Origin of the sequence: Phenylobacterium sp. (assembly GCF_013911965.1) — a bacterium.
Lineage (GTDB): Bacteria > Pseudomonadota > Alphaproteobacteria > Caulobacterales > Caulobacteraceae > Phenylobacterium.
In genome coordinates this window covers 1-23,806 of sequence record NZ_JACESE010000030.1, presented here as the reverse complement: position 1 = coordinate 23,806, position 23,806 = coordinate 1, and the positions used below count along the sequence as shown (strand labels likewise).

25 protein-coding genes are annotated in these 23,806 nt (G+C 70.4%); 16 read left to right on the top strand and 9 right to left on the bottom strand.

Annotation, left to right across the window (positions count from 1 at the left end):
* The coding region (locus H2041_RS18835; protein ID WP_293415392.1) for an OmpA family protein at positions 1 to 382 on the top strand (382 nt) is incomplete at its 5' end.
* A gap of 74 nt (positions 383 to 456) precedes the next feature.
* On the opposite strand, the gene H2041_RS18830 is transcribed toward H2041_RS18835, so the two are convergent.
* A complete protein-coding gene (locus H2041_RS18830) occupies positions 457 to 1,020 on the bottom strand; it encodes a TMEM165/GDT1 family protein (protein ID WP_293415390.1) in 564 nt (187 codons plus the stop codon).
* A 516-nt stretch (positions 1,021 to 1,536) separates the two neighbouring features.
* On the opposite strand from H2041_RS18830, the gene H2041_RS18825 reads away from it, so the two are divergent.
* A complete protein-coding gene (locus H2041_RS18825) occupies positions 1,537 to 3,426 on the top strand; it encodes a ribonucleoside-diphosphate reductase subunit alpha (protein WP_293415388.1) in 1,890 nt (629 codons plus the stop codon).
* Positions 3,427 to 3,613: 187 nt separating this feature from the next.
* Complete coding sequence (locus H2041_RS18820; RefSeq protein ID WP_293415386.1) at positions 3,614 to 4,468, top strand: lipid A-modifier LpxR family protein; 855 nt, start codon at positions 3,614 to 3,616, stop codon at positions 4,466 to 4,468.
* 13 nt (positions 4,469 to 4,481) lie between these two features.
* Here the strand turns inward: H2041_RS18820 and maiA are convergent, their stop codons facing one another.
* Positions 4,482 to 5,114 carry a maleylacetoacetate isomerase gene (gene maiA / locus H2041_RS18815; RefSeq protein ID WP_293415384.1) on the bottom strand — a complete coding sequence of 211 codons (633 nt, stop codon included), beginning with the start codon at positions 5,112 to 5,114 and terminating at the stop codon, positions 4,482 to 4,484.
* On the bottom strand, positions 5,111 to 5,749 hold the full coding sequence (locus H2041_RS18810; RefSeq protein WP_367134457.1) for a glutathione S-transferase family protein: 639 nt from the start codon (positions 5,747 to 5,749) through the stop codon (positions 5,111 to 5,113). Before H2041_RS18810 ends, maiA begins: the two co-directional genes overlap by 4 nt.
* A 132-nt stretch (positions 5,750 to 5,881) precedes the next feature.
* Here H2041_RS18810 and H2041_RS18805 point away from each other — a divergent pair, with 132 nt between their 5' ends.
* A complete protein-coding gene (locus tag H2041_RS18805; protein ID WP_293415380.1) occupies positions 5,882 to 6,925 on the top strand; it encodes a ribonucleotide-diphosphate reductase subunit beta in 1,044 nt (347 codons plus the stop codon).
* A gap of 187 nt (positions 6,926 to 7,112) precedes the next feature.
* Here the strand turns inward: H2041_RS18805 and htpX are convergent, their stop codons facing one another.
* Entirely contained in the window at positions 7,113 to 8,051 is a 939-nt protein-coding gene (gene htpX, locus H2041_RS18800) for a zinc metalloprotease HtpX (protein ID WP_293415378.1), read from the bottom strand.
* 114 nt (positions 8,052 to 8,165) lie between these two features.
* On the opposite strand from htpX, the gene H2041_RS18795 reads away from it, so the two are divergent.
* Entirely contained in the window at positions 8,166 to 9,617 is a 1,452-nt protein-coding gene (locus tag H2041_RS18795; protein ID WP_293415376.1) for an AMP nucleosidase, read from the top strand.
* Here the strand turns inward: H2041_RS18795 and H2041_RS18790 are convergent.
* Positions 9,614 to 10,372: an alpha/beta fold hydrolase gene (locus tag H2041_RS18790; protein ID WP_293415374.1), complete on the bottom strand. Its 759-nt coding sequence runs from the start codon at positions 10,370 to 10,372 to the stop codon at positions 9,614 to 9,616. The genes H2041_RS18795 and H2041_RS18790 overlap by 4 nt on opposite strands.
* Positions 10,373 to 10,447: 75 nt before the next feature.
* Here H2041_RS18790 and H2041_RS18785 point away from each other — a divergent pair, with 75 nt between their 5' ends.
* Positions 10,448 to 11,221: a tyrosine-protein phosphatase gene (locus tag H2041_RS18785; RefSeq protein WP_293415372.1), complete on the top strand. Its 774-nt coding sequence runs from the start codon at positions 10,448 to 10,450 to the stop codon at positions 11,219 to 11,221.
* A gap of 18 nt (positions 11,222 to 11,239) precedes the next feature.
* Here the strand turns inward: H2041_RS18785 and H2041_RS18780 are convergent, their stop codons facing one another.
* On the bottom strand, positions 11,240 to 11,965 hold the full coding sequence (locus tag H2041_RS18780) for a glutathione S-transferase family protein (protein ID WP_293415370.1): 726 nt from the start codon (positions 11,963 to 11,965) through the stop codon (positions 11,240 to 11,242).
* A gap of 80 nt (positions 11,966 to 12,045) precedes the next feature.
* Here H2041_RS18780 and H2041_RS18775 point away from each other — a divergent pair, with 80 nt between their 5' ends.
* The 4 genes from H2041_RS18775 to H2041_RS18760 all read left to right on the top strand — a co-directional run bounded on the left by H2041_RS18775 (position 12,046) and on the right by H2041_RS18760 (position 16,299).
* Positions 12,046 to 12,780 carry a YafY family protein gene (locus tag H2041_RS18775; protein WP_293415368.1) on the top strand — a complete coding sequence of 245 codons (735 nt, stop codon included), beginning with the start codon at positions 12,046 to 12,048 and terminating at the stop codon, positions 12,778 to 12,780.
* 165 nt (positions 12,781 to 12,945) lie between these two features.
* Positions 12,946 to 14,088, top strand: a complete 1,143-nt coding sequence (locus H2041_RS18770) for an alanine--glyoxylate aminotransferase family protein (protein ID WP_293415366.1) — start codon at positions 12,946 to 12,948, stop codon at positions 14,086 to 14,088.
* 70 nt (positions 14,089 to 14,158) lie between these two features.
* A complete protein-coding gene (locus tag H2041_RS18765) occupies positions 14,159 to 15,523 on the top strand; it encodes an anthranilate synthase component I family protein (RefSeq protein ID WP_293415364.1) in 1,365 nt (454 codons plus the stop codon).
* Complete coding sequence (locus H2041_RS18760) at positions 15,520 to 16,299, top strand: aminotransferase class IV (protein WP_293415362.1); 780 nt, start codon at positions 15,520 to 15,522, stop codon at positions 16,297 to 16,299. Before H2041_RS18765 ends, H2041_RS18760 begins: the two co-directional genes overlap by 4 nt.
* A 1-nt stretch (position 16,300) precedes the next feature.
* Here the strand turns inward: H2041_RS18760 and H2041_RS18755 are convergent, their stop codons facing one another.
* The 3 genes from H2041_RS18755 to H2041_RS18745 all read right to left on the bottom strand — a co-directional run bounded on the left by H2041_RS18755 (position 16,301) and on the right by H2041_RS18745 (position 17,841).
* Positions 16,301 to 16,837 carry a TadE/TadG family type IV pilus assembly protein gene (locus tag H2041_RS18755; protein WP_293415360.1) on the bottom strand — a complete coding sequence of 179 codons (537 nt, stop codon included), beginning with the start codon at positions 16,835 to 16,837 and terminating at the stop codon, positions 16,301 to 16,303.
* Positions 16,831 to 17,382: a TadE/TadG family type IV pilus assembly protein gene (locus tag H2041_RS18750; RefSeq protein ID WP_293415358.1), complete on the bottom strand. Its 552-nt coding sequence runs from the start codon at positions 17,380 to 17,382 to the stop codon at positions 16,831 to 16,833. Before H2041_RS18750 ends, H2041_RS18755 begins: the two co-directional genes overlap by 7 nt.
* A gap of 72 nt (positions 17,383 to 17,454) precedes the next feature.
* Positions 17,455 to 17,841, bottom strand: coding sequence for a pilus assembly protein N-terminal domain-containing protein (locus tag H2041_RS18745; RefSeq protein WP_293415356.1), 387 nt, complete (start codon positions 17,839 to 17,841; stop codon positions 17,455 to 17,457).
* Between the two features lie 310 nt (positions 17,842 to 18,151).
* Between H2041_RS18745 and H2041_RS18740 the strand changes: the two genes are divergently transcribed.
* The 6 genes from H2041_RS18740 to H2041_RS18715 all read left to right on the top strand — a co-directional run bounded on the left by H2041_RS18740 (position 18,152) and on the right by H2041_RS18715 (position 23,727).
* The gene (locus H2041_RS18740) at positions 18,152 to 18,331 is read left to right on the top strand and encodes a Flp family type IVb pilin (RefSeq protein ID WP_293415354.1); all 180 of its coding nucleotides are present in this window, start codon (positions 18,152 to 18,154) and stop codon (positions 18,329 to 18,331) included.
* A 164-nt stretch (positions 18,332 to 18,495) separates the two neighbouring features.
* Positions 18,496 to 19,023, top strand: a complete 528-nt coding sequence (locus tag H2041_RS18735) for a prepilin peptidase (RefSeq protein WP_293415352.1) — start codon at positions 18,496 to 18,498, stop codon at positions 19,021 to 19,023.
* A gap of 137 nt (positions 19,024 to 19,160) precedes the next feature.
* Positions 19,161 to 20,012: a Flp pilus assembly protein CpaB gene (cpaB, locus tag H2041_RS18730; RefSeq protein WP_293415350.1), complete on the top strand. Its 852-nt coding sequence runs from the start codon at positions 19,161 to 19,163 to the stop codon at positions 20,010 to 20,012.
* Positions 20,009 to 21,568 carry a type II and III secretion system protein family protein gene (locus tag H2041_RS18725; protein ID WP_293415348.1) on the top strand — a complete coding sequence of 520 codons (1,560 nt, stop codon included), beginning with the start codon at positions 20,009 to 20,011 and terminating at the stop codon, positions 21,566 to 21,568. The genes cpaB and H2041_RS18725 overlap by 4 nt, the downstream gene beginning before the upstream one ends.
* A gap of 3 nt (positions 21,569 to 21,571) precedes the next feature.
* Positions 21,572 to 22,255, top strand: coding sequence for a CpaD family pilus assembly protein (locus tag H2041_RS18720; protein ID WP_293415346.1), 684 nt, complete (start codon positions 21,572 to 21,574; stop codon positions 22,253 to 22,255).
* Between the two features lie 5 nt (positions 22,256 to 22,260).
* Positions 22,261 to 23,727: an AAA family ATPase gene (locus H2041_RS18715; protein ID WP_293415344.1), complete on the top strand. Its 1,467-nt coding sequence runs from the start codon at positions 22,261 to 22,263 to the stop codon at positions 23,725 to 23,727.
* Positions 23,728 to 23,806 lie beyond the last annotated feature (79 nt).

The window sequence follows — 23,806 nt, the reverse complement described above, 5'->3', positions numbered from 1 at the left end:
GCCTCCGCCCCCGCCGCCTCCGCCTCCGCCGCCTCCGCCGGCGTATGAAGCGCGGCAGTTCGTGGTCTACTTCCCGTTCGATCAGTACATCCTGACGCCGGAAGCCCAGGCCGTGGTGCAGGAAGCTGCGAACTACGCCAAGGGCGGCAACGCCACCCAGGTGGTCGTCGTCGGCCACACCGACTCCTCGGGTTCGGTGGCTTACAACGTCCGTCTGTCGGAACGCCGTGCCAAGGCCGTGGCCGACCAGCTGGTCAGCCTCGGCGTCGGCCAGGGCGCCCTGCAGGTCGACTGGAAGGGCGAGAGCCAACTGGCCGTCCCGACCGGCGACGGCGTGAAGGAACCGCTGAACCGTCGTTCGACCATCGACATCAACTTCTGATCTCGAGGTTCGGACGGCTGATCAGCCGACCGATGGGAGCCCGGCCGCAAGGCCGGGCTCTTTTCGTTTGCGTCTCAGCCGGCGATCAGGATCCACAGGCCGATGGCGGCGAAGCTGGCCGCGGCGAACAGGCGGATCAGCTTGAGGGGCAGCTTCGTGGCGGCCGCTTCGCCGATGAGCACGGCCGGCGCATTGGCCAGCATCATGCCGAGCGTCGTGCCGGCCGCCACCAGGGCGACATCCTGGAAGCGGGCGCCGAGCGCGGCCGTGGCCACCTGGGTCTTGTCCCCCATCTCCACCAGGAAGAAGGCCACGGTGGTGGTCCAGAAGACCGAGGCGCCGTCCCGCTTCGGCGGCTCGTCCTCGTCCTCGAACTTGTCGGGGACGAGCGCCCAGGCCGCGAAGGCGAGGAAGAGGGCCCCGAGCAGCCAGCGTGCGGCCTGGTCGCTCACCAGATGGCCCGCGAAGGCGCCCACGGCCGCCGCCAGGGCGTGATTGGCGATCGTGGCGACGAGGATGCCGGCGAGGATGGGCCAGGGCGCCCGGAAGCGGGCCGCCAGAACCAGCGCCAGGAGCTGGGTCTTGTCGCCGATCTCGGCGATGGCGACGAGGCCGGTCGATATGAGGAAGGGTTCCAAGGTCACGTCCAGGCGGGGTCGGTCAGCGCATACCTATGGCGATCCGCGCCGCCGACCCCGCTCGATCGACACGCGAACGCCAAAGGTCTCGCCAAGCGCTAGGCCGGAAACGCCATGCCTCGGGCCCGGGGCCGTTCGGCAAGTCTGTTGACGGTTCCCCCGCTGGGTGCGGGCGGCTACTCCCCAGTGACGGAGACCGCTTACCTTCCTGCGGCGTCCGCCGCAACCCGGCGCCTGCGTCTTGAGCGGCGTTCGCGCCGATGGGGAAGACGAATTGTCACAGTCTCGTGAGCGGCGAACGCCCGATCGCCTGAAACGCCTGATCCATCAGTCCCCGGCCAATCGGTGTTAAGCTCTCGTTTACGAAAAACCCTGGGGGCGAACCGTCGCACCCCGTTGACGAGTCATTAGCCGTTGTGCCCCCATATTGTGGTGCCTCGGGGTGGGGCGACTACTACATATAGCGGCTGGGGCGCTTCTCGGGTGAAAGCTCGAAGCCCCTGAAATGTATGGGTTTTGGCCATGAGCGGCAGTGAAGCGGCGATGTTGAAGGTTTCCGAGGCGGTCTCGGCGGCGCAGCCGCAGACGGAGCGACCCCAGCTGCAGCTGGTGCGCAAGGTCGAGGTGGACCGTTCGCGCGACGCCCTGCTGACCGAGTTCGGCAAGACCACGCTGGAGGACCGCTACCTGCTGGCCGGCGAGTCCTATCAGGACATGTTCGCCCGCGTGGCCACGGCCTTCGCCGACGACGCCGACCACGCCCAGCGCATCTACGACTACATCTCGAACCTGTGGTTCATGCCGGCCACGCCGGTGCTGTCGAACGGCGGCGCCGACCGCGGCCTGCCGATCTCCTGCTTCCTCAACGCCGTCAGCGACAGCCTTGAAGGCATCCAGGGCGTCTGGAACGAGAACGTGGCGCTCGCCTCCAACGGCGGCGGCATCGGCACCTACTGGGGCGGCGTCCGCTCCATCGGCGAGAAGGTGAAGGGCGCGGGCCAGACCAGCGGCATCATCCCCTTCATCCGGGTGATGGACTCCCTGACGCTCGCCATCAGCCAGGGCTCCCTGCGCCGCGGCTCGGCGGCGGTCTATCTCGACATCCACCACCCGGAGATCGAGGAGTTCCTCGAGATCCGCAAACCTTCCGGCGACTTCAACCGCAAGTCGCTCAATCTGCACCACGGCATCAACATCACCGACGCCTTCATGGAGGCCGTCCGCGACGGCGCTCTTTTCGGCCTGCGCTCGCCGAAGACGAACGAGGTGATCCGCGAGGTGGACGCCCGCTCCCTGTGGCAGAAGATCCTCGAGATCCGCCTGCAGACGGGCGAGCCCTATCTGATCTTCTCCGACACCGTGAACCGCGCCATGCCGCAGCATCAGCGCGAGCTCGGCCTGTCGGTCCGCCAGTCGAACCTGTGCTCGGAGATCATGCTCCACACGGGCAAGGACCATCTGGGCCAGGACCGCACGGCCGTCTGCTGCCTCTCCTCGGTCAACGCCGAGAAGTTCATGGAATGGCGCGACCATCCGACCTTCATCGAGGACGTCATGCGCTTCCTCGACAACGTGCTCGAGGACTTCATCGGCCGTGCGCCGCCGGAGATGAAGAACGCCGTCTACGCCGCCCAGCGCGAGCGCTCGGTCGGCCTGGGCCTCATGGGCTTCCACACCTTCCTGCAGGCGCAGAACGTGCCCTTCGAGAGCGCGCTGGCCAAGTCGTGGAACATGCGCCTCTTCAAGCACCTGCGCCGCCACTGCGACGCCGCCAGCCGCAAGCTGGCCGAGGAGCGCGGGCCCTGCCCGGACGCGGCCGAGCGCGGCGTCATGGAACGCTTCTCGCACAAGCTGGCCATCGCCCCGACCGCCTCGATCTCGATCATCTGCGGCGGCACCAGCGCCGGCATCGAGCCGATCCCGGCGAACATCTACAGCCACAAGACCCTGTCGGGCACCTTCGCGGTCCGCAACCCCTACCTGGAGCGCCTGCTCGAGGAGAAGGGCCTGAACACGCCCGCCATCTGGGACTCCATTCTCGAGAACGAGGGCTCGGTGCAGCACCTCGACGGCCTGACCCAGGACGAGAAGGACGTCTTCAAGACCGCCTTCGAGATCGACCAGCGCTGGATCGTGGAACTGGCGGCCGACCGCACGCCCGACATCTGCCAGTCGCAGTCGGTGAACCTCTTCCTGCCGGGCGACGTGGATAAGTGGGACCTGCACATGCTGCACTGGACGGCGTGGGAGCGGGGCTGCAAGTCGCTCTACTACCTGCGCTCCAAGTCGGTTCAGCGCGCCTCCCACGCCGGCGCCGCCGTCGGCGGGCCCGTGGGCGTGATCCCGGCCATGGCGCCCTCCGAAGAGGGGCGAACCGACTATGAGGAATGCCTGGCCTGCCAGTAAGGTTGCCGCCAAGTTACTGAAGAAGTTGAAAAACAGGCGTCGGGCTGATCACAAGTCCGGCGCCTGAGCCTTTTCTTGCGGCGACACGCCGTCGCGGGAACCTGTCCTCCCTTCCTGCCATTGAGACTTCATGGAAGGATGGCATCTGAACCCCGCCGGGCAGATGCGGGGACTGGGAGCAGGGAAGATGAGGCTGTCGGCTGTATTGGCCATAGCCATGGGCGCCGCCGCCACGGGCGCGGCGGCTGATCCGTTCGAAACCGCCGCGCTGAACGCGCAGGCGACTCAATCGGCGTTCGCGCTCATGGACGCGCCCTTCGCGCCGGACGCCGCGGCCGCCGAACTCGACCCCAGCCAACGCATCGTCGCCCGGGAAACCTATGCGCCGGGTCAGGGCCCGGTGCGCTGGCGCTCCGGCGCCGCGCCCCTTGGCGTCCGCGCCGACGGAAGCGCCGTCGACACCCTGCGTGTCAGCGTGGGCGGGCCGATGCGCACGCCGGGCGGCTTGCCGCTCAATCCCGAACGCGCCCAGTTCGACGCCCAGGCCTATGAGGTCACGGTCACGCGCGACTGGCCCGCCGCCGTGAAGTTCGAGGCCGGCGCCTATGATGTCGACGTCACGCCGCATGCGGGCGTGGGCTTTGGCACGGGTGGCGGTCAGGCCGAGGCGGGCGCCATGGTGCGCCTGGGCCAAGGGCTCGACTCCGAGGTCGAGGAGCGGCTCAACGCCATGGGCGTGCGCGACGGCGAGGCCTTCGGCGAGAAGGGCCGCTGGTACCTCTTCGCCGCCGCCAGCGGCCGCGCCGTGGGCCTCAACATGCTGAGGGACCAGGACGGCTGGGACCAGGCCGGCTGGTCCACCGATTCCTCCAGCGCCCTCATCGGCGACGCCCATGTGGGCCTGGGCTGGCGTCAGGGGCCTGTCCAGGCCTCGCTCGGCTATGTCCACCGCGAGGTGAAGGGCCAGCACATGATCTGGGGGCAGGAGACGAAGGACGACCAGATCGTCGCCCTGTCGTTCTCGATCAAGCCGCAGAACTGAGCGGAGCGGCGCGTCAGGCCTGGAAGTCCGGCTGGGCTTCGGGCCGCGCGGACTGGAACGCCGGCAGCTCGCGACAGGCCGCCTCCACCCCCAGGAGCCGAACATAGGGGTCGACCGGAACGCCGAACCGCCGCGCATTGCGCAGCGCTGGAACAAGGTGCAGATCCGCCCAGCCCGGCGCATCGCCGTAACAGTAGGCGGAGGCGAGCGGCCGTCGCGCCAGCATCTCCTCCAGCCGGACAAGACCTTCGGTGGTCCAGTGTGCGAGCCACCGCGCCTCCCCCTCCGTCCCGGTCCCCAGATCGTCTGCGACGAACCGCCGGACGCGGCTCACCGTCACCGCATGCATCTCGGCGGCGATGAACAGGGCGAAGCTGCGGGCCTGCGCCCGGGCGACCGGATCGGCGGGCAGGAGCGGCGGCTCCGGAAAGGCGTCTTCCAGATAGGCGAGGATGGCGCCCGACTGGGCGATCACCTGGCCGTCGGGCAGTTCCAGCGCCGGCATCAGGCCCTGGGGGTTGATCCGACGGTACGCGCCCTCCGGAAGGGCGGGGACCGACACATAGTCATAGGCCAGGCCCTTCAGCCCGAGCGCGATCCGCACCCGCTCGCCGGCGGAATTACGCTGGAAGGTGTAGAGTTTCACTCCGAAACCCCCGGCGGGAAGCGTTCGGCCCACAGCGCGGCCAGGCGCGGATCTTCGTCGACCCGCCGAACCGGCCCCGCCAGCTTCGGCGCGACCTCGCCGAACCGCCGGCGACCCGGCGTCCAGCGCGACACCACCGCCACGTAAAGGTCGAGCATGGTCAGGCGGTCGCCCAGGATGTAGTCGCCGGGCGAGACCTGAGCGTTCATCTTGCCCCAGCACTCGGCGATCCGCTCGGCCGTACGCTCGAGGATGACCGATTCGGCCCGGCTGTCGGCCGCCAGGCGCGAAGGGACGTCCCGGACCCAGTACATCGGGTAGATCGCCGCCGGCACATAGATCATCCACCTCAGGAAGGCCGGGCGGAGGGGGTCTCCAGGCGGCGGCGCAAGGCCGGCCTCGGGATGGGCCTCGGCCAGGTGCAGAAGGATGGCCGCGCTCTCGGTCATCAGCTCTCCGGAGGGCAGGGCGAGCGCCGGCACCTGCCGGAGCGGGTTCACACGTTCCACCGGATCAAAGTCGTCCCAGTCGGCGTCGACGACCCGCCAGGGCGCGCCGATGAGGGTCAGGGCGGCCTCGACGGCGACCGAGCCCGAGCCTTGCGCGCCGTAGACCACATAGCTTTCGCTGGCCACAGGTTGTGCCTCCGCGCGCCTTGTTAACAACATATTGGGGTTAGCGACCGATTGTCCCCTGGATGTCATCGCAATCGCTGATACCCTGCTGATTGCGATCCTAGACCTCCGCCAGCTTCTCGGGGAAGTGCCGTGACCGACGCCGTTCCTACCGCCCTGCCGGGCCTGCTCACTCCTTCCTACGCCTACAAGCCCTTCCGCTATCCGTGGGCCTACGAGTTCTGGAAGAAGCAGCAGCAGGTCCACTGGATGCCTGAGGAGGTGCCCCTGGGCGAGGACGTGAAGGACTGGGCCGCCAAGCTGAACGATCGCGAGCGCAGCCTGCTGACGCAGATCTTCCGCTTCTTCACCCAGTCCGACGTCGAGGTGAACGACAACTACATGGAACGCTACGGCCGGGTCTTCAAACCGACCGAAGTGAAGATGATGCTGGCGGCCTTCTCCAACATGGAGACGATCCATATCGCCGCCTATGCGCTGCTCCTCGAGACGATCGGCATGCCCGACTCCGAGTTCACGGCCTTCCTCGACTACCAGGCCATGCGCGACAAGCACGACTACATGCAGCAGTTCGGCGTCGACTCGCATGCCGACATCGCCCGTACGCTCGCCATGTTCGGCGGCTTCACCGAGGGGCTGCAGCTCTTCGCGTCGTTCGCCATGCTCATGAACTTCCCGCGCAACAACAAGATGAAGGGGATGGGCCAGATCGTCTCCTGGTCGGTGCGCGACGAGAGCCTGCACTGCGAGGGCATCATCCGCCTGTTCCACTCCTTCAACGCCGAGACCAAGGTGGTGACCAAGTCGGTGGCCGACGACATCGTCGACTGCTGCAAGACGGTGGTGGGCCTGGAGGACAAGTTCATCGACCTGGCCTTCGAGGCCGGCGAGGTCCAGGGCATGACGCCCGACGACATCAAGCGCTACATCCGCTTCATCGCCGACTGGCGGCTGCGCCAGCTCCACCTGCCGGAGGTCTACGGCATCAAGGAGAACCCGCTGCCCTGGCTGCAGTCGATGCTGTCGGGCGTGGAGCACGCCAACTTCTTCGAGGCCCGCTCCACCGAATACTCCAAGGCCGCGACCAAGGGGCAATGGCACGGCGACACCGGCGTCTGGGCGGAATTCGAGCGCCTGCAGTCGCGCCGGACCGAGACCGCCCTGCCGGCCGAGTAAGGGAACCGCGCCGCCTCACGCAGGAGGCGTGTCACGTCCAGTCCCGAAGGCGGCCCCCTCCGTCGCCTTCGGCGACAGCTCCCCAGAGAGGGAGCGTCTCTTCACCGAGCTTGCGGACGCCGCAGCGCAGATCCTCCCCCTCCTCGAGGGGGAGGTGGGCCGGAGGGGCCGGCCCGTCAGCGCCGGTTCAGCTCCAGGGGCCCTTCTCCGAGCGCCGCGTCACCGGCACGGCCGTGCCCACGGCCCGGGCCGCCCGGCGCACGGGGGCCGTCACCTTGCCGGCCATCTCCATCAGGGCGGCCACGCGGTTGTGCGTCGCCGGGTGGGTGGAGAAGAGGTTGTCGGCGCCGCGGCCCGACAGCGGGTTGATGATGAACATCTGGCCCGTGGCCGGATTGCGCTCGGCGGGCAGGTTCACCGTGCCCCGGGCATAGTGCTCGATCTTCTGCAGGGCGTCGGCCAGCGCTTCGGGGTCGCCGCAGATCTCGGCGCCGCCGCGGTCGGCCTCGTATTCGCGCGCGCGGCTGATGGCCATCTGCACCAGGCTGGCGGCCATGGGCGCCAGAATCATCAGGGCGATCGTGCCGACGATGCCGCCCGGGCGCTCCCGGTCGTTGCCGCCGAAGAAGAGGGCGAAGTTGGCGAGCGCCGAGATAGCGCCGGCGATGGTCGCCGTCACCGTCATGGTGAGCGTGTCGCGGTTCTTCACATGGGCCAGTTCATGGGCCATCACGCCGCGGATCTCGCGCCGGTCGAGCATGCGCAGCAGGCCGACCGTGGCGGCCACGGCGGCGTGCTCCGGATCGCGGCCGGTGGCGAAGGCGTTGGGTTGCTCCGTCGCCATCACATAGACCTTGGGCCGCGGCAGGCCCGCGCCGTCGGCCATCTCGTGGACGTCGCGCACGAAGTTGCGGACGAGGGCGTCGGCGTGGCTCTCGTCCACCTCCTGCGCGCCGTGCATGCGCAGGACGATCTTGTCGGCGTTCCAGTAGCTGAAGAGGTTCATGCCCCCCGCCAGCAGGAGGGCGATCAGCATGCCGCCGGTCCCGCCGATCAGATAGCCCACGCCCATGAAGAGGGCGGTGAGGGCGGCGAGAAGCATGAAGGTGCGAATGTGGTTGTGCATCTTGCGTCAGGAGTTGTCGTCGGACGCTGATATGGGGAGGGACCGGGCGTGCGCGCAAGCGAGCGCGACCTTGCGGCGTCTCGAAATCGTCGCCCCGCGGCGCTAGGATCGACCATGACAGAAAGAAGCGAACCGGCCGCCATCGTCGAGCGGCTCAACGACGAATACCAGGCCTCCGTCACCGCCCTGCGCAGCGCGCTTCAGCGGTTCCTGGACGACGGCGCCGCCCCCGACCCGAAGCTCCGGCGGACCGGCGCCTTCGCCTATCCCGAACTGCGCCTCGTCTGGCCGCCGGGCCAGGAATTCCCGAGACTCTCGCGCGCCTATGCCCGGCTCTCGGCGCCGGGCGCCTATTCGGTGACCGTCACCCGCCCGGACCTGTTCGGCCCTTATCTGGTGGAACAGCTCACCCTGCTGATGCGCGACTTCGACGTGCAGCTCTCCGTCGGGCGTTCGGCCCAGGAGATTCCCTTTCCCTATGTGCTGGACGGCACGATCGACCTGGCCAAGGCCGACGTCGGAGCGCGCGAGATCGCCCGCCACTTCCCGACCACCGAACTCGCCCATATCGGCGACGAGATCGCCGACGGCTTCTGGACGCCGGCCCTGGAGCAGGACCGGCCGCTCGCCCTGTTCGACGGCCTGCGCACGGACTTCTCGCTCGCCCGGCTGGCCCACTACACCGGCACGCCGGCCGAGCATGTCCAGCCGTATGTTCTGTTCACGAACTATCACCGCTATGTGGACGAGTTCGTGGCCTGGGCCTGCGCCCAGCTGAGGTCGGGAGGCCCCTACAAGGCGCTGTCGGCGGCCGGCCGCGTCGTCGTCACCGCCGAGACGCCGAACCCGGAGATGGTGGTCGCCGAAGCGCCCTGGCGCCGCCACCAGATGCCGGCCTACCACCTGATGGCCGAAGGCGGGCAGGGCGTCACGCTGGTCAATATCGGCGTCGGCCCCTCCAACGCCAAGACGATCACCGACCACCTGGCCGTGCTGCGCCCGCAGGCCTGGCTGATGATCGGCCATTGCGGCGGCCTGCGCGGCAGCCAGACCATCGGCGACTATGTGCTGGCCCACGCCTATCTGCGCGACGACCATGTGCTGGACGACGTCCTGCCGCCGGAAATCCCCATCCCGCCCATCGCCGAGGTGCAGGTGGCCATGAACCGCGCCGCCGAGATCGTCACCGGCGAGTCCGGCGAGGTGCTGAAGCGCCGCCTGCGCACGGGCACGGTGGTGACCACCGACGACCGGAACTGGGAGCTGCGCTACTCGCTGTCGGCCCTGCGCTTCAACCAGTCCCGCGCCGTGGCCATCGACATGGAGAGCGCCACCATCGCCGCCCAGGGCTACCGGTTCCGGGTGCCCTACGGCACCCTTCTGTGCGTGTCCGACAAGCCGCTGCACGGCGAGATCAAGCTGCCCGGCCAGGCCAACGCCTTCTACGAGCGGGCCATCGGACAGCACCTGCAGATCGGCCTGGCGACGCTGGACCTGCTGCGCGAGGAGGGGCCGCGCCTGCATTCGCGCAAGCTGCGCAGCTTCGACGAGCCGCCCTTCCGCTAGTCTTCCGTCAGGAAGGCGACCACCGCCTCGCTGAGCTCGGCCGCCCCCGCGGCGCCGATGTGGTCGCCGGGGATCATCACCAGCTGGCTGTGCGGCAGGCGCGCGGCGAGATCGTCCGGCGAGCCGTTGTCCCGGTCGTCGGCGCCGCAGACCACCAGGGTGGGGATTGTGATGGCGGCGATCTGCTCGGCCGTCGTCTCCTGGAAGGCGGCCAGCACGCCCAGCATGGCCAGGGGGTCGAGGCCCCCCTCGGCCAGCATGCGCTGGATGCGGCGGCCGGCGCGCGGGTCCTTGGCCTGCTCGCCATGGCGGATGGAGTCCTCGAACATGGCCGCACGCGCTCCGGCCTGCATGACGCCGCTCTCGCCCATGCCGCCCAGCGCCAGGCGACGGGGACGGAGACCGCCGACCACCGCGCGCACCGAGGTCCGGGCCCCGAGGGAGTATCCGACCAGGTCGTAGTCGGAGAGGCCGAGATGGGCGATCAGCGCCTGCTGGTCCTTGGCCAGCACGTCCTGCGGCCAGGCCGCCGGATCGGTCGGCGCGGCGGATTCGCCGTGCCCGCGCAGATCGGGCGCGATGACCTCGAACCCGGCCCGCGCCAGGCAGTTCACGTGGCCGGGCGCGAACCAGTTCTGGCGGGCGCTGGAGAGGAAGCCGTGCAGCAGGACGACAGGACGACCCTGGCCCTGGCGGTGGATGGCGATCTCGACGCCGTCGAAACTCTGGAAGCGCTCGGTGCGGTGCTCGGTCATGGCCGCAACCTCGCCTGCCGAGGGCGCGGCGTCCAGACGCTGGATTTCGCAGGGGCGCGGCGCTAGTGGCTGGGAATGGACCGGCACCTGGACTTCGAAGGCATCGAGAACTTCCGCGACTTCGGCGGATATGGCACCGCCTGCGGGCGCGGCGTGCGGCGCGGCGTCCTCTACCGCTCGGCGAACCACGCCCGGGCGACCGCGGCCGACCTCGAGCGCCTTCGCCAGATGGGGATCCGGGTGGTCGTCGACCTGCGCCGCCCCGCCGAGCGGGCGAGGGATCCCTCCCTGCGTCACGACGGCTTCACCGCCCACGTCATCGAGAACGACCTCGGCGTCGCCGGCGACCCCTGGATCGCGGCCATGCAGGCCTCCGACCTCAGCATCGACTGGTTCCGCGCCGACGGAGTCGCCTTCTATCGGGAGGCGCCCTTCGAGGAGCGGCACATCGACCTCTTCTCCCGTTACTTCCAGGCCCTGGCGCGGGCCGAAGGGCCGATCCTCGTCCACTGCGCGGCGGGCAAGGATCGCACGGGCATGCTGTGCGCGCTCACCCACCATCTGGCCGGCGTCCACGACGACGATATCGTCGCCGACTATCTGCTGACCAATGACGAGACCCGGATCGCACGCCGCATCCCCTACATGGTCGAGTTCTTCACCGAATATGCCGGACGCGTGCCGAGCGAAGCCGCCATCCGCACCGCGCTCAGCGTCCATCCGGAATATTTGGAGAGCGCCTTCGCCGTGATGCGGGAGCGCTGCGGCTCCCTCGACGGCTATCTGGAGCAGGCCCTGGGCGTCGACCGCGCCATGCGCGAGGCGATCGGCGCGCGGATCCTGGGCTGATCCCCGCGCCGCCGGGCCTCAGGCGGCCTCCTGGGCCGCCGCCGTGTAGGCCGGGAAGAAGAGCCGCATCATCCGCTCGCTGTAAGCGACGAGCTCGCCGTAGCGCTCGGCCGCCTGGCGGATGGGCGAATCGAAGTGCGGGCAGAGCGCGCCGGCCGTCATGGCGAAGACCACCGCATCGGCGCCGCAGGGCCGCTCGCCCATGAGATAGGTCTTGTCGCCCAGCAGGGTCGAAAGGCTGCAGAGCGAGCGGTCGGCCAGGCGGGTGATCTCGCACAGGCTGTGCCGGGCGATTCCGTGCGCCTCCATGGCGCCGCGCACGGCGTCCCGGGTCTCGGCCTGCGCCTGGCTGCGCGCCGGCTCGGGCAGATCGTCGAAGAAGCGGGCGGGCCCCTTGTCGAAGTTCTCCGGCATCAGCCAGCGGGCATAGCCGAGCGCCCAGCCGAGATGGTCTTCGGCCATCCGCTCGGCGGCCCAGGCGAGCGCACGTTCCCGGGTGTCGAGGCCCTCGTCGAAGTCGACGCCGTACTTCTGCTCGATGTGCCAGCGGATGAAGGCGGAATCGGCGACGACGACGCCGTCGTCGTCGATGACCGGCAGCTTGCGCTTGGGCGCCGCGTCCAGGTCGCCGGGAAGCTTGAGATAGCCGAGGCCGGCCATCTTCAGCTGGACCTCCGTCTTCATGACGTAGGGGCTCGGATCGGGCAGGCCGAACATGGGGCCAAAGCCGTACAGGGTGATCATCTTTCGGTCCTCCGGGGTTGCGAGGACCGTGGTAAGCAAGGCCTCCTGTCAGCATCCTGTCAGCAGGGACGAGGTGTCGCATGCGCCGGGCCGACCGCCTGTTCCAGATCATCCAGATCCTGCGCCGGACGGCCCGTCCGGTGACCGCCGCGGCGCTCGCCGAGGAACTGGAGACCTCCGTCCGCACGGTCTATCGCGACATCGCCGACCTGATGGGCCAGCGGGTCCCGATCCGGGGCGAGGCGGGGATCGGCTATGTCCTCGACGACGGCTTCGACATGCCGCCGCTGATGCTCACCGCCGAGGAGCTCGAGGCGGTTCTTCTGGGCGCCCAGTTCGTCAGCGGCCGCGCCGATCCGGAGCTCGCCCGGGCGGCCAAGGACCTGGTGGCCAAGATCGCCCAGGTGATCCCGGAGAACCTGCGCCCCTTCGTCGCCTCCTCGCCGCTGACCGCCACACGGCAGTGGCGGGCGGAGGTCGACGCCATCGACATGGCCCGCCTGCGTCTGGCCATCCGCGAGCAGGGAAAGGTGCGGCTGGCCTATCGCGACGAGGCGGGCGCGGTGACCGAGCGGGTCATCTGGCCGATCTCGGTCGGCTATTTCGACACGGTGCGGATCATCGCCGCCTGGTGCGAGCTGCGCGCGGACTTCCGGCACTTCCGCACCGATCGCGTGGTGGAGGCGGCCTTTCTGGAGGCGCGCTACACGCGGCCGCGGCCGCAGTTGTGGGGAGAGTGGAAGCGGGCCTGGCTGGACCGCGGGCCGCGTCGCGAACTGGCCGGCGCACGGACATCGACGGCCGCTTCCAACTGACACGCCCGGCGCCGACCTCCGCGTCGCCGCCGGGCGCTTTCAGGGACCGAACCTCCGACAAGGTTCGATGACAAGAATTGCGCTCCTCACCGCTTCCGGCCTAATCACCTCGCCGTGACAAGGGAGGGCGTTTTGCACAGTTTTCAGCCACCTCGGCGCATCCTGATGGGCCCGGGGCCCTCCGACGTCAGTCCCCGCGTGCTGGCCGCCCTTTCGCGCCCGACCATCGGCCATCTCGATCCCGCCTTCCAGGACCTGATGGAGGAGATCAAGGCCGGTCTCGCCCGCCTGTTCCATGCGCCGGACCACGTCTGCGTGCCGCTGCCCGCGCCCGGCACGGCCGGCATGGAGGCGGCGATCATGAACCTGCTGGAGCCGGGCGACCTGGCGGTCATCTGCGTCAACGGCGTCTTCGGCACGCGCATGGTCGACATGGCCGGTCGCGCCGGGGCCGAGGTGATCGCGGTCGAGGACGCCTGGGGAACGCCGGTCAGCCTGGACAAGGTCGAGGCGGCCTTGAGCGGCGGCCGGCGGGCCAAGGTGCTCGCCTTCGTCCACGCGGAAACCTCGACCGGCGTGCGCAGCGATGCGGCGGGCCTGTGCGCGCTCGCCCGCAGGCATGGCGCGCTCTCCATCGTCGACTGCGTCACCTCGCTGGGCGGCGTGCCGGTGGATGCCGCCGCCTGGGACGCCGACGTGGTCTATTCGGGCACGCAGAAGTGCCTGTCGGCGCCCCCCGGCCTGTCGCCGGTCGCCCTTTCCAAGCGGGCCGTGGCGGCCATCGCCGCGCGCAAGGAGAAGCCGCGCAACTGGCTCTACGACATCGGCCTTCTGATGAGCTACTGGGGCGGCGAGGGCGGCCGCACCTATCACCACACCGCGCCGATCAACGCGCTCTACGGCCTGCACGAGTCGCTCGTGGCCTTCTTCGAGGAGGGCGAGCAGGCGGTCTTCGTGCGCCATGCGCGCATGCACGAGTCCCTGGTCGCCGGGCTTGAGGCCCTGGGCCTGGAGATGCTGGCCGCGCCGGAGCACCGCCTGCCGCAGCTCAATACGGTGAAGGTCCCCGAGGGGATCGACGAGGCCAAGGTCCGCGCCTATCTGCTCGAACGCTGGGACCTGGAGATCGGCGCCGGCCTCGGTCCCCTGAAAGGAAAGGTCTGGCGCATCGGCCTGATGGGCGCCTCGGCCAGTCCCTGGCATGTGAGGCTCTGCCTGACCGCCCTGGCCGAGGCCCTGGCGGCCCAGGGCTTCGCCGGCGCCCGCGATGCGGCGCTCGCGGCGGCGGACGCCCGCCTGGGGGCCTGAACGCCTCGCCGGGGCGACCGGCGCGCCGGGGCCGCTTTCCAGCGGGCGAACGGCGGTCTATGGCGCAGGGATGCGCCGCGTCGCCGAGATCGCCGCGCCCTGGCGGGACCCGCTGGAGGCGCTCTCCGCCCTGGCCGAGGAGCCATGGGCGCTCGGGCTGCTCTCGGGCGGCGGCGGGCGGCGCGGACGCTGGTCCTATGTGGCGGCGCGGCCCACCCGCACCCTGACGGTCCGCAGCGGCGAGCCCTCCGATCCCTTCGCCGCCCTCGCCGCGCTGATCCCGGAGGGCGAGCGGCTGGAGGCGGGGCCGCCCTTCCAGGGCGGCGTGGCGGGCCTCGCCGCCTATGAGCTCGGGGCGAAGGCGCAGGACCTCGCCCTGCCGGCGCACCCGGACTGGCCGGACCTGGCCTGCGCCCTCTATCCCGCCGTCCTCGCCTTCGATCACGAGCGGCGCGAGCTGCGCGCGATCGGCCGCGGCGAGACGCCCGAAGCGGCGCTGTCCCGGGCCCGGGCGCTGCTCGCGGCCTCCGAGGGCGCCTCGGGGACCCGCCGCTCCGGCCCGCTGACGCAGGCCGCCCTCCGCGCCTCCGATCCCGCCCGCTACGAGGCCGCCGTGGCCGAGGTCGTGGGGCGGATCGCGGCCGGTGAGATCTTCCAGGCCAACATCGCCCGCGCCTGGACCGGCCGGCTGGGGCCGGGCGTCTCGCCCCTGGACCTGATGGCGGCGCTGGCGAAGGCGAGTCCGGCCCCGTTCGCGGCCTATCTGCGGCTGCCAGGCGCCGCCGTGGTCTCCAATTCGCCCGAGCGCTTCATCGCCCTGCGGCGCACGTCGCAGGGGCTCACCGCCGAGACGCGGCCGATCAAGGGAACGCGGCCGCGCGGGGCCGATGCGGCGCAGGACGCCCGCCTGGCCGCCGAACTGTCCGCCAGCGCCAAGGACCGAGCGGAGAACCTCATGATCGTCGATCTGATGCGCAACGATCTCGCGCGGGTCTGCCAGCCGGGCAGCGTGAAGACGCCGGAGCTCTTCGCCATCGAGAGCTTCGCCAACGTCCATCATCTGGTCTCCACCGTCACCGGCCGCCTGGCGGAGGGGCAGGGGACGGCCGAACTGCTGAGGGCCGCCTTCCCGCCGGGCTCGATCACCGGCGCGCCCAAGATCCAGGCGATGAAGGTGATCGCGGCCCTGGAGCCGCCACGCGGTCCCTATTGCGGCTCCATCTTCTGGGCCGGCGCGGACGGGGCGTTCGACTCCAGCGTGCTGATCCGGACCGCCGCCCTGCTGGAGGACCCGGAGGGCTGGCGGGTGGAGGCGCGCGCCGGCGCCGGCATCGTGGCCGACAGCCACCCGGAGGCCGAGCGCGCCGAGACGGAGGCCAAGGTCGCCGCCCTGCGCGCCGCCCTCGAGGGGCCGTCTCTGGCGGCGGCGTCATGAGCGCCGGCGTCCCCTTCGACGACCGCGGCCTCCTGCTCGGCGACGGCCTGTTCGAGACCGTCCTGGTCCGGCAGGGACAGCCGGTCTGGTGGGAGGGCCATCTGGGCCGGCTGACCCGCGGCTGCGAGGTGCTGGGCTTGCCGCCGCCCGAGCCTCAGACCACGTGGCGCGCCGCCGAGGCGGCGCTGGCGGAGGCCGGGCTGCAAGGCGCGCGCGCCGCCCTGCGCCTGACCTGGACCGCCGGTTCGGGCGGGCGGGGCCTCGAGCGGCCGGCGGCGCCCGTCCCGCGCCTGATCGTCACCGCGGCGCCGGCGCCGAAGCCCGAAGGTCCGGCCCGGCTCATCCTCGCCCGCACCCGCCGGAACGACGGCTCGGTGACCTCGCGCCTGAAGACCCTGGCCTATCTCGACAATGTGCTGGCGAGGCGGGAGGCCGTCGCGGCGGGCGCCGACGAGGCCCTGATGCTCAATTCGCGCGGGGAGGTCGCCTGCGCCAGCGCCGCCAACCTCTTCTGGCTCAGCGGCGGCCGGATCTACACGCCGGCGCTGGAATGCGGGGTGCTGGAGGGCCTGGCCCGTCAGGCCGTGATCGCCGCGGCGCAGCGCATGGGCGGGCCGGTGCGGGAGGTCCGGGTCCGGCCGGAGGAGTTGAAGGACGCCGACGCCATCTTCCTGACCAACAGCCTGATCGGCGTGCGCCCGGTCTCGGCCCTCGCGGGCGAGCCCTGCCGGACCGGGCCGCTCGTGGAGGAGCTGGCGCGCGCGCTCGGCGTCTAGCCTAGCAGTCGACGCAGTTGACCATCTCCAGCTTCCGGGGGCGGAGATAGTATTTCTCGTGGAAGGTCAGGGCGTCGGGGATGACGTAGCGCACCGGCGAGTTGAAGGCGTACTTCATCTCGCTGAAGATCAGCGTCTCGTTGGCGGCGATGAGGTCGGCCGGAAGACCGGTCACGGTCGCGCCCTTCGCAAGCCCGCCCAGCGCGCCCTTGCCGCGGCTCCAGACGACCTTGGGCGTCCCGTTATTGTCCGCCTGGATGGCGGTGACCCGAAGGGTCAGCCCTTCGGAGGCGAACGGCGCGACGATCTTGTCGCCGATGGCGAAGATGTCGTCGATCTCGGTCTTGCTGGTCAGCGTGTCCTGGGCGATCAGGTCGGCGATCGCGGCGGTGGCGTGCCCGGCGCGGCGCTCGGCCATGAGCGCCATCGTCACCTCCGCGAGCCCCATATAGATCAGGATCAGGACGGGAGCGACGAAGGCGAACTCGACGGCGGCCACGCCGCGCCGGTCGCGGAAGAACCTCGGCAGGCTCAGCATGTCGACCCCTTCTCGGCAGGGGCGTCGCTGTAGGGCTCGTTCCGGAAGACCTCCACCGCGACGATCCGGCGGCGGTCGGAGCCGTCGTTCACCAGGGCCGCGCTGATCAGGGGCGTGAAGATCCGCCAGTAGTACGAGGTCTGGACGAAGACGATGTCCGTGGGGCCTCCCGGCGCCCAGCAGTCCTTAACGGGGTCGTCGTCCTGACCGACGCTCGTGAAGTCGACATAGCTGCGCACCTCGACCCGGAGATTCTCCGCGCAGTCCGAGCCGAGCCAGCTCATCCGGTCGCAGACGGACTTCTTGAAGTTCTCGGCGCTGGCGGCTCCGCTCGTCTGGAGCTCGCCGGTGCGGATCGGACGGGCGGCCAGGGCCGTCGCCGTCTCCAGCGTCGTCGACACCATGAAGACGAGCGCCAGCTCCAGTATGCCGAAGATGAGCAGGAGCAGGGGGCCGGCGATCATGGCGAACTCGACGGCCGTCGCGCCCCGGCGGGCGCGGGCGAAGCGCGTGGCGAGCTGTCGGAGTTTCGGCGCGGCGGGCATTCTGCGGTGGTCCAACCCTTCGGTTGGCGAAGAAGCTAGCGCGCGACGGCTAAGCGATGCTTAAGCCCGGCCTCAGGGGCGACGCTGCGCGCCGTCGGCTTCGGTGGCGCGGCAGACCGGCGCGCAGCTGTAGGCGCGCGTCTCTCCGCCGCGGACATAGGCCATCTCGCCCGGGCCCTCGCCGCCGACCACGACCTCGCGGTTGAACAGGAGCCGGCCGTCCTGGGCCGTCACCACGATGCTGGTCGACCCGTAGCCGCGGCCGAGCACCACCAGGTCGCGCGGACCGGTCATGCTGACATCGGCGATCTCGGGATCGCCGACGACGACGTTTCGCGCTGGGCCGGAAAGCCGCACCGCCTCGCCCTCGCCCAGCCCCAGGACGAGCGGCGCCGCGGCGGCCATGGCGGGGGCGCAGACGAGGAGGGCGGCGATGGCGCTGGCGATCAGGCGGCGCATGGCGGGTCCGTCGGAACGAGGAAGGTCGATGGCGAGGTTGGTCCGGAATGGTCAAGAAAAGCTGAATCGGCCGGACTCGCGCGTGCGCGTGAATCATAATGCAAAACGCAGATTCCGCCGCCGAAAAGCTGCGCATAGTTAATGAATGCTAATAGTAAACGCAAGTAAACCAAAAGAAAATTCGCTCGAATACTCGTTGATTTACTCGACATTAAGCCAGGTCCGCGAAAGTGACCCTGCAATTCGGGGCGAGCAGACCGGTAAGGCCTGATCCCCGACCAATCTGCTCGCTACAAAAGGAGATCGAGCAATGTCGAAGTTTGTGACCCGCTTCCTGAAGGACGAATCTGGCGCCACCGCCATCGAGTACGGCCTGATCGCCGCCCTGATCGCCGTCGTGCTGATCACCGCCCTGAACACCCTGTCGGGCAAGATCTCCGGCACGTTCGGCCTGATCTCCGAAAAGATGCCGCAGGCGGCCGCCAACTAAGATCAGACGCGGCTCGCCGCGTCCGACGAAAAGGGCCGCGACAGCGATGTCGCGGCCCTTCTTCGATTCCGGCTCTCGATCCTTGCGGAGGACGGCGGCGCGAAACCAAGCGTTCACCGCCGCCCCCCATCATCGGGCTTCCGACGCCCTAACGGACCCGCGCCATGCTCCTTCAGTTCCAGGCCCTGCTCCTCGCCGTCTGCCCGGCTCTGCTCATCGTGGCGGCGCTCAAGGATGCGACGAGCTACACCATCCCGAACTGGATCTCGCTGGCGCTCATCCTCGCCTTCTTCCCCGCCGCCCTCGCCGTCGGCCTGCCGATAGGCGCCCTGGGCGGGCACTTGGCCATAGGCGCCGCCGCCCTCGTCGCCGGCATGGCGATGTTCGCCCTCGGCTGGATCGGGGGCGGTGACGCGAAGGTCTTCGCCGCTGCGGCCCTGTGGCTCGGCTGGCCGGCGATTCTGCCGTTCATCCTTGTGACCGCTCTGGCCGGCGGCGCCCTGGCGGTCGGCCTGCTGGCGATGCGCTCCATGATGCTGCGCCGCTATGTCGCCTCCGGTCCCGCCTGGCTCTCCCGCCTCGCCGAGCCGGGCGAGAACGTGCCCTACGGCGTGGCGATCTGCGTCGGCGGTCTGGTCGCCCTGCCAGGGGGCGATCTGGTGCGCCTGCTGGCCGCCGGCGCCCCCCTTTAGCGGCTGTTAACCATGGCCGCGCCACAAGGAAGGCGCCGCCAGAAGGCCGCAATTCGATTTCGCGGCAGGCCGCCGGAACCGGCGCGCCGCCTCCTTACCCTCAGCGGGCCCCTCAGCGGGAGCGTGTTGGAAGTTTCATGGGCGCCGTCCGCATTGCGATCCTGGCCGCCGCCGCCGTGGCCGCCATCCTGCTGGCCTTCATCGTGCGCGGCATGATGACGCCCGCCCAGGCGCCCGAGCCCGCGGCCCCCATCGCCGAGGCCCGGCCGATGGCGCAGGTGCTGGTGGCCAAGGAGGACCTGCCGATCGGCACGCGCCTGTCGGCGGCCCTGGTCAGCTGGCAGCCCTGGCCCGTCGAGGCGCTCAACCCCACCTTCATCACCGACGGCCAAGCCCCGGCGGCGGCGGCCGAAGGGGCCGACAAGGTCGCCGAAAAGGCCAGCCAGGCCGCCGCCTCCGCCCTCGGCGCGGGCCCCCTGCAGGCGATCGAGGGCGCCATCGTCCGTGAGCCGATCGCCAAGGGCGAGCCGATCTCCGCCAGCAAGATCGTCCGGGGCGGCGAGGGCGGCTACATGTCGGTCGTTCTCGAGCCCGGCATGCGGGCCGTCGCCGTTCCGGTCAATCAGGAGACCGCCGCCGGCGGTTTCATCCTGCCGGGCGACCGGGTCGACGTGCTGCAGAGCTACCGCCCGCCGGGCCAGGAGCGGGAGATCACCGAAACCCTGCTGCGCAATGTGCGCGTCCTCGCCATCGATCAGACCACCACGCCCGAGAAGGACGCCAACAGCATCGTCGGGACCGTGGCCACCATCGAGGCGCCGGCCGCCGACGCCGAGCTGCTGGCCCTCGGCCGGGCGCGGGGCGAGATGGTCCTGGCCCTGCGATCCTACGCCGATCTCGCCGGTCCGGTGGGACGCGGCGGCGTCAGCGCGCCCCAGACCGTGCGCATCCACCGCAACGGTCAAGTGACCGAGGAGACCGTGCGATGAAGGCCCTCCTCACCCTCGCGGCCGTCGCCGCGGCGCTCCTGGCGCCGGCCGTCAGCCAAGCGGACGTGCTGTCGGGCGGCATCCCGCAGGCCTCGACCATTCGCGTCGACGTCTCGGGCGGCGGCGCCACCCAGTCCCTGGTCCTGCCGCGCGGCAAGTCCGCCATCGTCGAGCTCCCGGTCGACGCCCGCGACGTGCTGGTGACCAATCCCGACGTGGCCGACGCCGTGCTGCGCTCGCCGCGCCGCATCTATGTGCTGGGCGTCGGCTCCGGCCAGACCGACGCCGTCTTCTTCGACGCCAGCGGCCGGCGGATCCTGTCCCTCGACATCCGGGTGGACCAGGACACCGGGGCGGTGGCCCAGACCATCAACCGCCTGCTGCCCGGCGCCCGGGTGCGCGTCGATTCGATGAACGACAGCCTGATCCTGTCCGGCGAGGTCCAGAGCCTGGCCGACGCCTCCAAGGCGGTGCAGATCGCGCGCGCCGCGGTCTCGCGTCCGGACGACCAGGTGCTCAACATGCTGACCATCGCCGGCAAGGACCAGGTGATGCTGAAGGTGCGCATCGTCGAGGTGCAGCGCTCGGTCATCAAACAGCTCGGCTTCAACACCAGCGCCGTCCTGAACCAGCTGGGCGAGCCGCAGTACATGTTCAACAACGCCGCCAGCTTCGCCGTGAACGGCGGTCTGATGGGCGGGATCACGGCGGGCTATGAGCTCGACACCACGCAGCAGCCGATCATGCAGCGGCCCTGCGGCGGCGCCTTCCCGGCCGATGCGCTCTGCGACGTGGTCGTGCGCAGCGGCGGCAACTCCGACACCGCCACCATCAAGGACGGCCTCGCCGGCGACCCCGGCCTCAATCAGGCCGAGAGCATGCTGCAGGCCTTCGAACGCGTCGGCCTCGTCCGCACCCTGGCCGAACCGAACCTGACGGCCGTCTCGGGCGAGGCGGCGAAGTTCCTGGCCGGCGGCGAGTTCCCCGTGCCGGTGGGCCAGGACGACACCGGCCGCATCACCGTGGAGTTCAAGCCGTTCGGCGTGGGCCTGGGCTTCACCCCCGTCGTCCTCTCCGGCGGGCTGATCTCCCTGAAGATCTCGACCGAGGTTTCGGAGCTTTCCAATGACGGCGCCTTCACCGTCAGCAACGGCGAGGACGTCGCGCCCCTGGTGATCCCGGGCCTGAACGTCCGCCGCGCCGAGACCATGGTGGAGCTGCCGTCGGGCGGCGCGATGATGATCGCCGGCCTGCTGCGGGAGCAGACCAAGCAGGCCATCGATTCCCTGCCCGGCATGACCAACCTTCCGGTGCTGGGCACGCTCTTCCGGTCGCGTGACTTCCTGAAGGGCGAGACCGAGCTCGTCGTCATCGTCACGCCCTATCTCGTCAAGCCGACCTCGCCGGACAGGCTGCAGACGCCGGCCGACGGCCTGCGGCTGGCATCGGACCCCGAAACCATCCTGCTCGGCCGGCTCAACCGCGCCTACAAGGCCCGGCCCCAGCCGCCCGGAGCGCCGGCCTATCAGGGCCCCTACGGCTACGTGATCGAGTAAGCCATGACCCAGATCCTGCGCAGCCTGACACCCGTCGCCCTCGTCCTCGCCCTGGCCGCCTGCGCCAGCGCGCCGCCGCGGGAGGGGGCGGTCGCCGACCCGTCGACGGCCCTCGATCAGTTCGAGGCGCCGGTCCGCGCCCTGCCGCAGGAGATCCGGCTCGCCGTCCACGCCCAGGGCGTTTCGCAGGGCCAGGCCCGCGCCCTCGCCGACCTGGTCGCCGGCTGGCGCGCGGCCGCAGGCGGGCAGGTGGTGATCCAGTCGCCCTCCGGCGCCGCCGACTCCGGCGCGGTCTACCGGATGGGCGAGAGCGTTCGCGCCTTCCTGATCGGCCAGGGCGTTCCGGCCCAGGCGGTGCAGGTGGTCGGCTACGACGGCGGCGGCCCCGAGGCGCCTCTGGTGGTCGGCTATCTCCGCTACGAGGTGGACGTCCCCCGCTGCGGCCAGCAGTGGGAGAACCTGACCAGCACCTGGAACAACCGCGTCTACGGAAACTTCGGCTGCGCAAACACAGCCAACCTGGCGGCGCAGATCGCCAATCCCGCCGACCTGGCCGGGCCGCGGGCGTCCGACGCCCCCGACGCCCAGCGCCGGATGGAGGTTCTGGACCGCTATCGCGCCGGCAGGATCACCTCCAGCGAGAAAGACGAGCAGGCCGCGGGCGCCCTCTCGACGGCGGTGAAATGACGTCCATGCGCCCGCAGTCCGGACCCGACCCCTTCGACCTGGCTTTCGAGGCCGACGACGACTTCGCCTCGCCGCGCGAGGACGGCTGGCGCACCGCGCCCGCCGCCGCCGCCGCCGCCTTGCCGGCCGATCCGTTCGAGGACCTGCCGCCGCCGCGCGCCCGCGCGCCCCGGCCGGGCGCCGAGCCGGAGGTGTTCGACGAGGATCTCCCGCCTCCGCCGCCGGTCGCCAATCCGGTTCACGAGATGATGGCCAGCGCCGAGACGGCGTTCGGGGATTCCGTGTTGCCGCGGATCAGCATCCACGCCTTCGTCGAACGCGACCGGACCGGCGACCTGATCGAACATGCGGCCAAGGACCGGCGCATGGAGCGGGCCACCGTCACCGTCCGCGACGGCGGTCTGGCCGCAGCCGTTTCGGCCTTCCAGAACCAGCCGACGCCGCAGCTGCTGATCGTCGAGTGCTGCGAGCCGGCGGCGCAGCTCCTGGCCCATCTCGACCAGCTGGCCGAGGTCTGCGACCCCGGCTCGAAGGTCGTGGTGATCGGGGCGGCCAACGACATCGCCCTCTATCGCGAGCTGATGCGGCGCGGGGTCAGCGAATATCTCGTCCCGCCGTTCAAGCCCCTGCAGTTCGTGCGCTCGATCTGCGGCCTCTACGCCGACCCGAGCGCCCCGTTCGTCGGGCGGCAGATCGCCTTCTGCGGCGCCAAGGGCGGGGTGGGCGTCTCGACCATCGCCCACAATGTCGCGCACGCCATCACCGAGCGGCTCGCGGCCAACGCCGTGCTGGTCGACCTGGACCTCGCCTTCGGCACGGCGGGGCTCGACTTCAACCAGGACCCGATCCAGGGCGTCGCCGATGCGCTCGCCGAGCCCGACCGCCTGGACCCCGTGCTGATGGACCGGATGATGGCCCGCTGCAGCGACCGGCTCAGCCTGTTCGCCGCCCCGGCCACGCTGGACCAGGACTACGAGATCGCCGCCGAGGCCTATGAGGAGGTGACCCAGAAGGTGCGCGGCGCCGCGCCCTTCGTCGTGCTCGACCTGCCCCATGTCTGGACGGCCTGGAAGCGCCGCATCCTGCTCTCCTCGGACGACCTGGTCGTGGTGGCGACGCCCGACCTCGCCTCGCTTCGCAACGTGAAGAACCTGGTCGACCTCGTCCGCCGGGCCCGTCCGAACGACGCGCCGCCCCGGCTGGTCCTGAACCAGGTGGGCGTGCCCGGCCGGCCGGAGATCCCGGTCAAGGACTTCGGCGAGGCCCTCGACCTGACGCCGGCCCTGGTGATCCCCTTCGAGCCGAAGCTCTTCGGCCAGGCGGCCAACAACGGACAGATGATCTCCGAGGTCGGGCCGCGGTCCAAGGTCGCCGAGGCGCTCGGCGAACTCGCCCAGCAGATCAGCCGGCGCGAGCCGCCCGCGACGGCCGGGAAGACCTCGTTCTTCGCCAGCCTCTTCAAGAAGAAGTAGATGTTCGGAAAGCGCGCAGCCGAGGCCGAAGCCCCCGCCGCCCGCCCGGCCCAGGCGCGGCCGGCGGGGCGGCCGGCCG

Excerpts from the sequence above, each read along its gene's own strand:
- H2041_RS18820 (WP_293415386.1), top strand. The coding sequence starts at position 3,614 with ATGAGGCTGTCGGCTGTATTGGCCATAGCCATGGGCGCCGCCGCCACG.
- htpX (WP_293415378.1), bottom strand. The coding sequence starts at position 8,051 with ATGCACAACCACATTCGCACCTTCATGCTTCTCGCCGCCCTCACCGCC.
- H2041_RS18795 (WP_293415376.1), top strand. The coding sequence starts at position 8,166 with ATGACAGAAAGAAGCGAACCGGCCGCCATCGTCGAGCGGCTCAACGAC.
- H2041_RS18790 (WP_293415374.1), bottom strand. The coding sequence starts at position 10,372 with ATGACCGAGCACCGCACCGAGCGCTTCCAGAGTTTCGACGGCGTCGAG.
- H2041_RS18785 (WP_293415372.1), top strand. The coding sequence starts at position 10,448 with ATGGACCGGCACCTGGACTTCGAAGGCATCGAGAACTTCCGCGACTTC.
- H2041_RS18780 (WP_293415370.1), bottom strand. The coding sequence starts at position 11,965 with ATGATCACCCTGTACGGCTTTGGCCCCATGTTCGGCCTGCCCGATCCG.
- H2041_RS18775 (WP_293415368.1), top strand. The coding sequence starts at position 12,046 with ATGCGCCGGGCCGACCGCCTGTTCCAGATCATCCAGATCCTGCGCCGG.
- H2041_RS18770 (WP_293415366.1), top strand. The coding sequence starts at position 12,946 with ATGGGCCCGGGGCCCTCCGACGTCAGTCCCCGCGTGCTGGCCGCCCTT.
- H2041_RS18765 (WP_293415364.1), top strand. The coding sequence starts at position 14,159 with ATGCGCCGCGTCGCCGAGATCGCCGCGCCCTGGCGGGACCCGCTGGAG.
- H2041_RS18760 (WP_293415362.1), top strand. The coding sequence starts at position 15,520 with ATGAGCGCCGGCGTCCCCTTCGACGACCGCGGCCTCCTGCTCGGCGAC.
- H2041_RS18755 (WP_293415360.1), bottom strand. The coding sequence starts at position 16,837 with ATGCTGAGCCTGCCGAGGTTCTTCCGCGACCGGCGCGGCGTGGCCGCC.
- H2041_RS18750 (WP_293415358.1), bottom strand. The coding sequence starts at position 17,382 with ATGCCCGCCGCGCCGAAACTCCGACAGCTCGCCACGCGCTTCGCCCGC.
- H2041_RS18745 (WP_293415356.1), bottom strand. The coding sequence starts at position 17,841 with ATGCGCCGCCTGATCGCCAGCGCCATCGCCGCCCTCCTCGTCTGCGCC.
- H2041_RS18740 (WP_293415354.1), top strand. The coding sequence starts at position 18,152 with ATGTCGAAGTTTGTGACCCGCTTCCTGAAGGACGAATCTGGCGCCACC.
- H2041_RS18735 (WP_293415352.1), top strand. The coding sequence starts at position 18,496 with ATGCTCCTTCAGTTCCAGGCCCTGCTCCTCGCCGTCTGCCCGGCTCTG.
- cpaB (WP_293415350.1), top strand. The coding sequence starts at position 19,161 with ATGGGCGCCGTCCGCATTGCGATCCTGGCCGCCGCCGCCGTGGCCGCC.
- H2041_RS18725 (WP_293415348.1), top strand. The coding sequence starts at position 20,009 with ATGAAGGCCCTCCTCACCCTCGCGGCCGTCGCCGCGGCGCTCCTGGCG.
- H2041_RS18720 (WP_293415346.1), top strand. The coding sequence starts at position 21,572 with ATGACCCAGATCCTGCGCAGCCTGACACCCGTCGCCCTCGTCCTCGCC.
- H2041_RS18715 (WP_293415344.1), top strand. The coding sequence starts at position 22,261 with ATGCGCCCGCAGTCCGGACCCGACCCCTTCGACCTGGCTTTCGAGGCC.